Consider the following 10,419-nt stretch of genomic DNA (forward strand, 5'->3'; position numbering starts at 1 on the left):
GAGACTGCCGCGCCCAACGGATTGGATGACCGGCTGGTATCATGAATCCACAGCCTCGTGATTGATTGGCTTGAGTGACCGAATGGCTTTGCAGGGAACCCCGCCCGCTAAAGTATCGGCGGCAATGTCTGAGGTCACGACACTTCCTGCGGCGATGACCGCCCGGCTGCCGATTGTTACCCCTTTGAGGACGGTTACATTGGCGCCGATCCACACGTCGTCTCCGATGCGAACCGGCGCCGTGGGGATATTACGGCCCATCCTGCGATCGACGTGGTCTAAGGCATGGAAATCAGTGTCGTAGATATTGGCGTTCGCGCCAATCTGCACGTCATTGCCGATTTCAATTCCTGTGGCACAAAAGATAGCGGCCCCGGTCATTCCCACCCGATCGCCAATCGTCATGCGTGCACCGCTCAATACCGTCAAAGCCGTGGAATGATTCACGCCTGCCGGATTGTATTTTGATAGGCTTATGATCCTGACCCCGGTGCCTAGTCGAAGGTCTCCACGCCCTCGCAGCACGATCGGCCCAAAGAGCCTCAATTGTCTCGGCCAGGGCCATTTTCTGAGCGCGAATGCAAGCCGCGCAGGCAGCTGCCACCTCCAAGCGGCAAGGTCATTCACGAGTGCTGAAAAACGCATTCTTAAGCTCATGTAATGCACAAGGGGAGTGGCTTCGCTGCGCTCGCGTTTGTCCCGATAAACGTCCTGTGTTTAGTCGAGCACTAATAAATACTTGAGGGTGAAGCGCGTTTTCAGAGCGACCGCAAGCCAATTAACGATTTCCGGGCCTAATCGGGGGAGCGGTTGATTGTATGCCGCCCTCTTACAGAACTGCCAGCGGAGTCGCCGCCAATATCCGCTTCAAGCCCCTCAATCTCCGCCATCTTCCTCGCCAAGAACCGCTGCGTAATCGCCGCCTTCTCCGCCACGCCCTTGGGCGTAAGCAGATAGGCATAGCGCCGCTTGTCTTCAGCCGCCCTGAAATTCCCGAGCTTCACGAAGCCCTTCTCCACCAAGGCTTTCAGTACGTAATTGGCACTTCCCGTGCTAACCCCGACCGCCTCTGCCAGTTCGCTCTGCGACAGTTCCGGGTTTTCCTCGAGGAGGCGCAGGATGCGAAAGCGAACATCTTCCTGGATCTTGTCGCGCTGGCCTGCCATCAGGAGCCAACACTCAGGCAAGCTACCGCAGCAGCGCTGACTCGGGTCAGCCTGGGGAGGGCAGTCACAATCTGGCGTCGAAAATCCGACATCGTTCAAAGTTGAGCAGTAGCAGAATGCTGCGCCTGCTAAAAGGCTGTTTATGCAAATCTTGGGGGCCGGTAAGGGCGATTACGGCGGTGTGATTGCGGGGCTCGCTCCTGCGGTTCTTTGAAGTCGTCAGGTGCCGCTACGACAGTTTGCCTATCTTCGCCTTACCCTTGCAATCCGGGAACCGGACGCAGCCCAGAATGGCCCCGTAGCGGCCCCGACGTTCGACCCCAGCCTTCCTTGCAACTCGGGCAGGCCGGTGGTCTCGCCCCTCAATCCGGACAGCCCATTTCTGCTGTCTTCTCGTCTCGAACCGGTAATCCGATGCCGCATTGCGGGCAGGCGGGCATCCGGTTGCCGCATAGCTTCACGTGTTCGCAGCGATACCAGCCCGGTCCGCCCTGACCGGGCATGTAAATCAAGCGCCCGCCGCATTGGTCCACGAGCTGATGGAGGCCCGCGACGAGCGCCTCTTGCTACGCCTGCAAAAACAGATGGTCGGATACAAGCTCCTGATCATCGACGAGCTGGGCTTCGTGCCTCTGAGCAAGACTGGCGCCGAGCTGATGTTCGAACTGATCTCGCAGCGCTACGAGCGGGGCGCCACCATGATCACCAGCAATCTGCCCTTCGACGAATGGACCGAAACCTTCGGCTCCGAGCGCCTGACCGGCGCTCTGCTCGACCGGCTCACCCACCATGTCCACATCCTCGAGATGAACGGCGACAGCTATCGGCTTCCCAAAGCCGCGCCCGAAACAGCGCCGACACCTGATCACATCGTTCAGGTTTGGCCCGCTGGACCAAAGCGCCCCGGCAGCCGCCAGCTATCTGAAAAGCGCAGCTGCCGGGGCGCGAAGCGTTCCCTCCGCTTCCCATGCCCTCTCTGGTGGCAGACTTTTGCTCTGCCCCGTGGCCGGTTTTTGCTCCGCCGTTGACAGATTTCTCCAGGCAGCTCAACAACAGGTCCCGCCACCTTGATATGTTCATCCATCCAGCGGTCTTCGCAGCGTCCTTTGTCGTAGCGGAAGAGCCGCAAGACGCGCACTGGGAAGACGCCCCCGTGGCGCATCGGGCGGCCGAGGAAAGTCATTCGACGGCCCACCACTACACCGTGGATCCCGGAAGCGAGCTTCGGTAGCTCCTCCGAAATCTGAGTGCGCAACTCGTCGGTCACGATCTCATCTGCGTCGAGGCGCAATACCAAGTCAGTATCGGCGGGCAATTGGTCGAGCGCCCAGTTATATTGGTTCGAGTAGTTGCGCCAAGAATTGAAGCGGACTTCGGCGCCCATCTCCTTGGCTATCTCGACGGTCCGGTCGGTTGATTCGGAATCGACGATAAAGATGCGATCGGCGATTCCGTCTAGCGAGGGGATCGCACGGGCGATGTGCCGCTCTTCATCGCGGGTCAAAATAACGGCGGTAAGCATTATTGATCAGGCTTGCGTGCAACGGCAATCATCGACTTTGCGAGCGGTGGGACGCGCCCGACCCTCTCGAAGCGAATTTCAGAAAAGCCCGCCTCACGCAGTAATTCCGAGAGCGTTGAGAAGGACCAGAACTTTATGTGACCGTGATCCCAGAGAGCGGTGAAATGGGCATCCATTTTCCCGCTCAGCGCCATCGCGAGGTTCTTCAGATAGCCGTGATACGGTGTCGAGACTATCGCCGTGCCGCCCGGCTCGAGCAGGTCGAAGAGGGTGCGGGCGTAGGCGCGCGGGGCGTAGACGTGCTCTACCACTTCGAGGCTGACTACTACAGGGAAATGCCCATATTTCCCCGCAAGGTCGTCATACGCTGAGCCCACTTCAAGTTTGAGTTCTGGATAGCGTTTATTAGCTTGGGCAATCCCCTCCGAAGAGGGATCGACGCCGGTCACCTGCCAGCCTCGAGCTGACATATATGCTCCGATTGAGCCGTTGCCACATCCAACATCAAAGACACGCTGTTTGGAGCCTATCCCCGGAGCAAGCTGATCGAGTTCCGCCTCAAGCGCGGGCAAGAGATAGGTGTGCGAGTCGTTCAATTCGGCATCGCTGTAGCCGTATTCGTCGATTTCACTGATGCCGCTCATGATCCAACCTTTCTTATCGGCCGTGCAGGGTTGCCAGCTACAATCCATCCGCCCTCGACATCCTTCACCACTACCGCGCGCGCTCCGGCCACGGCCCCGGCGCCGACCGTGATGCCGGGCCCAACGAAAGCTTCGGTCGCGACCCAGGCATCGTCACCGATTGTGATGGGCGGTTTGACCAGCGGTCGGTGGGGCTGTGTCAAGTCATGGGTTCCAGCGCATAGATGCGCGCCCTGCGATACCGTCGCCCGGTTGCCGATCACGATAGGGCCAAGCGCATAGAGGATAGCTCGGTCGCCGACCGCGCATTGCGTTCCCAGCGTGATGTTCCAGGGAATGCTGATGCGCACACTTGGGTAGACATGGGCTTCTGTACCGACCTTCGCTCCGAAGCGGCGCAGGAGCCATCGCCGCCAGCCCCAGAACACTCGTGGGCTGAAACCGAATAATGGCCACGCCACCCACCACGCAACACGGCCCAGCTGTTCGCGTCGGCTCCAACTGCGAGTGCTCCTGTTACGCCTAACTTCAACCAGGGGCATGCTCTACTTCCTCCATCTCTCAGTTTTTACCATAACCCCAGCGCCCCAATTGCGGAGCCAGGCACTCGGCGATCTCGGACTGCAGGTCAGCGCTGTCGAGTTCACGCCAGCGTTGGGACCTACCCTTATTGAACGTAAGGCTGCCGCCGTAGATCCGTTCGGCCAAACCGGGATCGCGAGGCATCACGAGTCCGAGATGTTTGCTGACTGCCAGAAGCACTGAGGTTTGGCGAGCGTGGGTGCCGCCGCCTTGAGGTCCAATTAGATCCTCAAAAGCTACGTTCAGTACATCGTCGCCCGCAGTAAGCCAACCCTCCGCCCGAGCTAACACTTCGGCGAACGGACGCTGTCTGTAGCCTGCCCCGACGCCGCCGTGGAGGAGCCTAGCCACCCGATGCTCGCGGGAGAGACCGACGAAATCTGGGTGCATGAAGTAATCAGGGCGGCCGCAGACCCAATCAGCGAAGGAGATGAGCATATCGCGCGGGTCGCGGCGGATTAGGATCATCCGTGCGCGTTCGTCGCGCAGAATTGCGATCAACTCGGGACTGTAGGCGGCGTGGCCGCCGACAATCCGTCCGCGGAGCCGACGCAGGGTGCGGTGGATATAGGCTGGGCGCACACGCGCCTCAGTCTCAAGGCCGACATCGATCCCGTTCGCAGAGCCTCGAATTAGCCGTTTAATCTGCTTACCGCGGCCGAACAGCAAGTGAGCGGCAATTCCCCCAAATGGCCCCTCTATGCCAAGTTCGTTCATTGCAGAATAAATCAGATGATTGCCAGACTTCCAGATTCCATTGACGAAAATGCAGGTTCGTTCGCCCCTCATCACACCTTTTCCATCCTGTTGTCAGTTGTGTCGAGCTCAGTTTCAATTTAAAGGGAAGATTGGTAGACACTGATGAATCGGCTCTGTAGCACAAAACGGTTGATGACCAAGTTGGCCCTTTCCCCTGACACACTTATCCCACGGCCTCGGTCACGGGTATGCCGAGCGCGGTGAAGCCGTTCATGACGGCGACACGGATCTGAAGCTCGGCGACCTGGCGGTCGGGCTCTCGCGCCATGAGGCGTTGGCCCAACAGCTTCATGCAGTGCATCTTGGTCTCGGCGCGACTTCGGCGATGGTAGCCGCTCCATTTCCGCCAGATCTTCCGGCCCAAGCGTTTCGATGCATGAAGGGCCTCATTGCGGGCAATGGCGCCCGCGCTGTCGGGCTTCCAGAACTTGGCATTCTTGCGGGGCGGTATGACGGCATAGGCCCCGCGGTCGGCGATGGCTTCGTGACACTTGCGCGTATCGTAGGCCCCGTCTGCGGTGACGTTGCCGATCTCTTGATTGGGCGAGATCTGGCCGAGCAACTCCGGCAGCATGGGCGCATCGCCGATATCGCCGCTGGTGAACTCGACCGCCCGGATTTCCAGTGTTTTTTCATCGATCCCGAGGTGAACCTTGCGCCAGATGCGGCGTTTGGCGCCGCCATGCTTGCGGGCATTCCACTCGCCTTCACCCTCAACCTTGATCCCGGTGCTGTCGATCAATAGGTGCAACGGCCCCTCCGATCCCCGATACGGAATGTTTACGGCGAGGGTCTTCTGGCGGCGTGAAAGCGTGCTGAAATCCGGCACCGACCAGTCCAGCCCGCTCAACTGCAGAAGGCTTTCGACAAAGCCCGTCGTCTGCCGGAGCGCCATACCGAACAGGACTTTCATCGTCAGGCAGGTCTGGATGGCGGCGTCGCTGTAAGTGGGCTGCCGGCCCCGCTTGCCCGTCGGCCTAGCCTCCCACATCATCTCGGGATCGAACCAGATCGTCAGCGAGCCCCGGCGCTTGAGCGCTTCGTTGTAGGCCCGCCAGTTCTTGATCTTATAGGTCGGGGGTGTCGGTCTGCTCATGCCATCCAGCTATCACGCTGGATTCACGAGGTGAATCCCCCAAGGGCTTTGTGCAACAGAGCCGGATGACGTCCTTGTTGCCGGTGGTGGTGATGAAGATGTCGGCGCTGTCGACCACGTCTTCGAGCGTGACCACCTCGAACCCGTCCATCGCTGCCTGCAGCGCGCAGATCGGATCGACCTCGGTCACCTTCACGCGCGCACCTGCACCGCGCAAGCTTGCGGCCGAACCCTTGCCCACATCGCCGTAACCGCAGACGACGGCGACCTTGCCGGCCATCATCACATCGGTGGCGCGGCGGATGCCGACCACGAGGCTCTCTTTACAGCCGTATTTGTTGTCGAATTTCGACTTGGTGACGCTATCGTTCACGTTGATCGCCGGGAAGGGCAGCAGGCCCTTCTTGTGCAGGTCATAGAGACGATGCACCCCGGTCGTGGTCTCTTCCGAGACGCCCTGGATCGCGTCGCGCTGCTTGGTGAACCAGCCGGGGCTCTCGGCGAGGCGTTTCTTGATCTGTGCGAACAGCGCCTCTTCCTCTTCCGAGGTCGGGACCGCGATCAGGTCTTCCTCGCCATTCTCGACGCGCGCGCCGAGAAGGATATAGAGCGTCGCATCCCCGCCATCGTCGAGGATCATGTTGCAGGTGCCTTCCTCGAACTGGAAGATCTTGTCCGTGTAGGACCAGTATTCCTCCAGCGTCTCGCCCTTGATCGCGAAAACCGGGGTGCCGCCCGCCGCAATCGCGGCCGCCGCGTGATCCTGCGTGGAGAAGATGTTGCACGAGGCCCACCGCACATCGGCGCCGAGCGCCTTGAGCGTCTCGATCAGCACGGCGGTCTGCACCGTCATGTGCAGCGAGCCCGCGATGCGTGCGCCCTTGAGCGGCTGGCTTTCCCCGAATTCCTCGCGGCAGGCCATCAGGCCCGGCATCTCGGTTTCGGCAATGTCCAGTTCCTTGCGGCCATAATCGGCGAGCGCAATATCCTTGATGATGTAATCGGCCACTGGTTCGAAATCCTCGTTTTCAATTACCTAGCCGCTGATCATGTTCTCAGCTGCTATGCTTACCTCGCGCTTCGCTCACGGACGTCTCTTCCCGCAACGCCTCAATCTCCGCCTTCAACGCCTCAAACTCCGCCAACTTCCGCGCCAAGAACCGCTGCGTAATCGCGGCCTTCTCCGCCACCCCCTTCGGCGTCAGCAGATAGGCGTAGCGCCGCTTGTCCTCAGCCGCCCTGAAGTTCCCGAGCTTCACGAAGCCCTTCTCCACCAATGCCTTCAGGATGTAATTCGCGCTCCCGGTGCTGACCCCGACCGCCTCTGCCAACTCGCGCTGCGACATCTCCGGGTTTTCCTCGAGGAGGCGCAGGATACGAAAGCGGATATCTTCCTGGACCTTGCTGCGCTGCCCCGCCATCAGGGCGCGGCCTGCCGGCAGGCTACCGCATCAGCGCTGACTCGGGTCAGCCTGAGGGGAGAGGAGTTCGCAGGTAGGCGTCGAAGATCTGACATCGTTCAAAAATGAGCGATAGCAGAATGCTGCACTCGCTAAAAGGGTGTTTATGCAGATCTGGGGATCCGGCAAGGGCGATCACGGGTGTGTGACCGGGGTGCCTGTTCGAAGGCGGTGTCGTCTGCCTCCGCAATAGCTCGTAGAGGCCCAGCCTCCGCATCGAGGGCGTCCCGCGCATCTCTGGTTCGAGAATTCCGGCTCGCTCCGAAATCCCGCGCCAGAGGATTGCGCAGGGATGCGCGTCAGGCGCGCGCCTGGCGCGCGCGGATGCCGGGGGTGAGCAAGATCGTGCGCCACAATGGGGTTGCTTACCTGTGCGGATAGGTGGGTGCAGGAACCGACGTAATCGAGCAGACCCAGGACTGTCTTGCCAGAGTTGATGCCCTGCTCGCACGCGCGGGATCTTCGCGCGAGCGGATGCTGCAGGTGATCATCTGGCTCGCCGACATGGCCGATTTCGATGCGATGAATGCAGTTTGGGATGCATGGGTGCCCGAAGGTTCAGCCCCCGCGCGCGCCTGCGGTGAAGCAAAGCTCGCGCGCCCGGAACTGAAAGTGGAGATCGCCCGATCTTCGCTGCAATCGACGTGATCGCCTGCAAGCGAGATCCGTGCTCGCCCTCATTGCCGAGAACCATCCGTACCGCGCGCTCGCGCATTTCAGGGGAAAACTTGTTCGTTGTCTTGCTCATGATGCTCCATCCTGCTCAAGAGTTGGAGCCTCCGGCAAACCCCGGGGCGGTTCAGTAACCTGTTTACACGACATTAGAAAATTTCGAATATTTCGACTGTTGCGATTGCTTCGAATGACGGATACCCTATATCCACCACGAGAAGAGAGAACCGGAGAGAGAAGATGAACGCCCTCAGAAAAGGGGCGTTTTTTGATCGTTTGCCCGACGAGGTCGAGATCAAGAACGCCGAACAGCTCAGAACGATTGTCGCTTCCCAGATCAAGGAAGGCGAGCCGACTAAGCTGTCGCTTGCCCTGGAAGGCGGTGAAGTCCGAACCGTGACGCTTGCGCCTGCCTTGACGGCTTCGCTGCTCGAGGTGCTGCGGCTTGTGTCGAGCGGTCGCGGATTTCGGATGATCCCCGTCGAGTCAGAGCTGACCACGCAGCAGGCGGCGGATCTTCTCAATGTGTCCCGCCCGTTCCTGGTGAAGCTTCTCGAGGAGGGCGAGATTCCGTTTGCAAAGACCGGCCGTCATCGCCGGGTTCGTGCCGACGATCTCTTTGCCTATAAAGAGAAGCGTGACGCATCTCGCTCGGACGCATTGAGCGACCTTGCCGCCATGGATGCGGAAGAAGGTCTTGTATGAGCCGATACGCTGATCGGTTTACGGCTCTCCTCGATGCCTGCGTCCTAGGTGGAGCGCTTCGCAGAAACATGCTCCTGAGCCTGGCCGAGGCCGGATTGTTCCGGCCTCGTTGGAGCAGTCGCATTCTTGACGAGACCCAGAAAGCGATCGCGCAGATCACCAAGGGCGAAACCGATGGTTCGCGGCAAAGGGCGGCAATCGAAGCGGCATTCCCTGAAGCTCTGGTAACTGGTTATGAGCTCTTCGAAGACAAGCTTGCGTTGCCCGATCCGGGCGACAACCATGTTCTGGCAGCGGCCATCGGGACGTCTGCCTCTGTCATCGTGACGGACAATCTTGCCGATTTTCCTTCCGCGGTTTTGGACCCGCACGCCATCCAGGCGATTTCCGCCGACGACTTCATCGCCGATACAATCGAGCTGGATCCCTCGGAGGCCACTCTGGCCCTGCGTCGCATGCGGAAGCGCTTCAAGAACCCGGCGCTCGATGTTGCGGCTTTGGTTCACAAGTCAGAAGCGCAGGGCCTACTGCAGGTTGCAAACTTCATGGACAAGTACCAGTCGTTCCTGTGAGGAAACGACCGGTGGGTGTCATAGAAGAGGCACGAAGCACTGTCGGCGATTGTGGCCGACTTGCCGCGTAGGGAAAGGCGCATTCCTCAGAGGGCTGAGAATTCACTTAAGAGGTCCTAATCACCACGGCTCCGGCGTCTCATCAGGCGTATCCGGCGGGCTGACCGCATCGCTCGGCAGACCGCGCAGGATTGCCCTTGCGCGCGCCAGCGGATCCTCGATCCGGCGCGCCTCGATGGCCGCGATCTCGCGTTCCAGTCTTTCGAAGATCGGGGCATAGATCGGTTTTTCCAGCATCAGCTCGGCGACGTGCAGCCGCGCTTTCACGAGCCGCTCCAGAAGGGCTGCATCGGACTGGGTGAAGTTGGTCGCGCGATGCGATTTTCGCATATTCGGCGTGAAGGGGCGCTGGGCCATGGCATGCACCTCCTGGGACCGCGCGAGCGAGGCTCGGCGGTGGAAAACGGGTCGATCCGGTGCGGATCTCGGTGATGCGTCCAGTTTAGGTGCCGGGGGCGAAAAAAACGGGTTTCCGATTTTTCGTGCACGGAAAATTCGCTCGATTTGGTTGCCGCTCGTTTTCGGGAGCGCCTAGCGGTAGCGGTTGCGCTGTGTCGCATTTTCTTTCTATCTGTGAGCTTTCGATGGAAAGATTTTCGCACATGTCATTTTTCGAGATCCTCAGAGCCGAACGCGTGGGGCGCGGACTCACGCAGGCTGAACTCGCATCCCGCGCCAAGATCAGCATCCCCACCGTGCGCGCTCTGGAGAGCGGGGCAGGCACGATCCTTTCGCTCGAGGCCGTCTTGCCGATCCTTGGCTTGCGCTGGCGTGTCACAACGCCCGGGAAACATATGGGACGCGTGCTCGCGGAGCGGCGGCGTGCGCGCGGTTTTTCGCAGCAGATTCTCGCCCGCAAGATCGGCTGCAACCGCGTGACGGTCATTGCCTTGGAAGCGGAGTTTTCCGGACGGGTTGCGACGCTTGCCGCGGCATTGCGGCTACTTCGCCTCCGCACCCCTCTGGAACGAAGCGATCTGGCGAAGGGGCAAGGGTTGGTGCCACCGAAGAACGGGATGGAACAGGACCGTGTCATGACGCCGCCTGATCTGGCCAAGGCAATCATCGATCATTTTTCGCATGCGATGGCGGGTCGCGTTCTCGACCCGTCGCTCGGGTGCGCACACCGGGGTCATCCGGTCACCGATTCCGATAATATCCGGTCGGTCATTCCGATTTAA

General features: G+C 60.1%; 11 protein-coding genes and 4 pseudogenes. 5 read left to right on the forward strand and 10 right to left on the reverse strand.

Going from position 1 to position 10,419, the window contains the following annotated elements:
* Window positions 1-39: 39 nt before the first annotated feature.
* Window positions 40-405: a DapH/DapD/GlmU-related protein gene (locus tag DW2_RS20315; RefSeq protein WP_051856429.1), complete on the reverse strand. Its 366-nt coding sequence runs from the start codon at window positions 403-405 to the stop codon at window positions 40-42.
* A 389-nt stretch (window positions 406-794) separates the two neighbouring features.
* A complete protein-coding gene (locus tag DW2_RS17940; RefSeq protein WP_081875063.1) occupies window positions 795-1,166 on the reverse strand; it encodes a MarR family EPS-associated transcriptional regulator in 372 nt (123 codons plus the stop codon).
* Between the two features lie 518 nt (window positions 1,167-1,684).
* Between DW2_RS17940 and DW2_RS20235 the strand changes: the two are divergent.
* A pseudogene (locus DW2_RS20235) lies at window positions 1,685-2,020 on the forward strand (ATP-binding protein); the annotation flags it as partial.
* A 20-nt stretch (window positions 2,021-2,040) separates the two neighbouring features.
* Here the strand turns inward: DW2_RS20235 and DW2_RS20400 are convergent.
* From DW2_RS20400 to DW2_RS17970, 6 genes and pseudogenes are all read right to left on the reverse strand, one after another.
* A complete protein-coding gene (locus DW2_RS20400; protein ID WP_202900130.1) occupies window positions 2,041-2,688 on the reverse strand; it encodes a glycosyltransferase family 2 protein in 648 nt (215 codons plus the stop codon).
* A complete protein-coding gene (locus DW2_RS17950; protein WP_038148693.1) occupies window positions 2,688-3,332 on the reverse strand; it encodes a class I SAM-dependent methyltransferase in 645 nt (214 codons plus the stop codon). The genes DW2_RS20400 and DW2_RS17950 overlap by 1 nt, the downstream gene beginning before the upstream one ends.
* A gap of 561 nt (window positions 3,333-3,893) precedes the next feature.
* Entirely contained in the window at window positions 3,894-4,703 is an 810-nt protein-coding gene (locus DW2_RS17955) for a hypothetical protein (RefSeq protein WP_038148695.1), read from the reverse strand.
* Between the two features lie 133 nt (window positions 4,704-4,836).
* Entirely contained in the window at window positions 4,837-5,769 is a 933-nt protein-coding gene (locus tag DW2_RS17960; RefSeq protein ID WP_038148696.1) for an IS5 family transposase, read from the reverse strand.
* Window positions 5,770-5,827: 58 nt separating this feature from the next.
* Window positions 5,828-6,778: pseudogene (locus DW2_RS17965) on the reverse strand (adenosylhomocysteinase); the annotation flags it as partial.
* Between the two features lie 46 nt (window positions 6,779-6,824).
* Window positions 6,825-7,190 (reverse strand): MarR family EPS-associated transcriptional regulator, encoded by a 366-nt coding sequence (locus tag DW2_RS17970; RefSeq protein WP_038148697.1) that lies wholly within the window; start codon window positions 7,188-7,190, stop codon window positions 6,825-6,827.
* A 363-nt stretch (window positions 7,191-7,553) separates the two neighbouring features.
* Between DW2_RS17970 and DW2_RS19535 the strand changes: the two are divergent.
* Window positions 7,554-7,877, forward strand: a pseudogene (locus DW2_RS19535) (RidA family protein).
* Here DW2_RS19535 and DW2_RS19925 read toward each other — a convergent pair.
* A pseudogene (locus DW2_RS19925) lies at window positions 7,846-7,977 on the reverse strand (IS3 family transposase); the annotation flags it as partial. The pseudogenes DW2_RS19535 and DW2_RS19925 sit on opposite strands and share 32 nt — an antisense overlap.
* A 164-nt stretch (window positions 7,978-8,141) precedes the next feature.
* Between DW2_RS19925 and DW2_RS17980 the strand changes: the two are divergent.
* Window positions 8,142-8,606, forward strand: a complete 465-nt coding sequence (locus tag DW2_RS17980; protein WP_038148699.1) for a helix-turn-helix domain-containing protein — start codon at window positions 8,142-8,144, stop codon at window positions 8,604-8,606.
* Window positions 8,603-9,178, forward strand: a complete 576-nt coding sequence (locus DW2_RS17985) for a PIN domain-containing protein (RefSeq protein WP_038148702.1) — start codon at window positions 8,603-8,605, stop codon at window positions 9,176-9,178. The genes DW2_RS17980 and DW2_RS17985 overlap by 4 nt, the downstream gene beginning before the upstream one ends.
* Before the next feature lie 120 nt (window positions 9,179-9,298).
* Here DW2_RS17985 and DW2_RS17990 read toward each other — a convergent pair whose 3' ends face one another.
* Window positions 9,299-9,595: a hypothetical protein gene (locus DW2_RS17990; RefSeq protein ID WP_038148703.1), complete on the reverse strand. Its 297-nt coding sequence runs from the start codon at window positions 9,593-9,595 to the stop codon at window positions 9,299-9,301.
* Between the two features lie 227 nt (window positions 9,596-9,822).
* Here DW2_RS17990 and DW2_RS17995 point away from each other — a divergent pair, with 227 nt between their 5' ends.
* Entirely contained in the window at window positions 9,823-10,419 is a 597-nt protein-coding gene (locus DW2_RS17995; RefSeq protein WP_081875066.1) for a helix-turn-helix domain-containing protein, read from the forward strand.

The sequence above is a fragment of the Thioclava atlantica genome (assembly GCF_000737065.1).
In the GTDB taxonomy this organism is placed as follows: Bacteria; Pseudomonadota; Alphaproteobacteria; order Rhodobacterales; family Rhodobacteraceae; genus Thioclava; species Thioclava atlantica.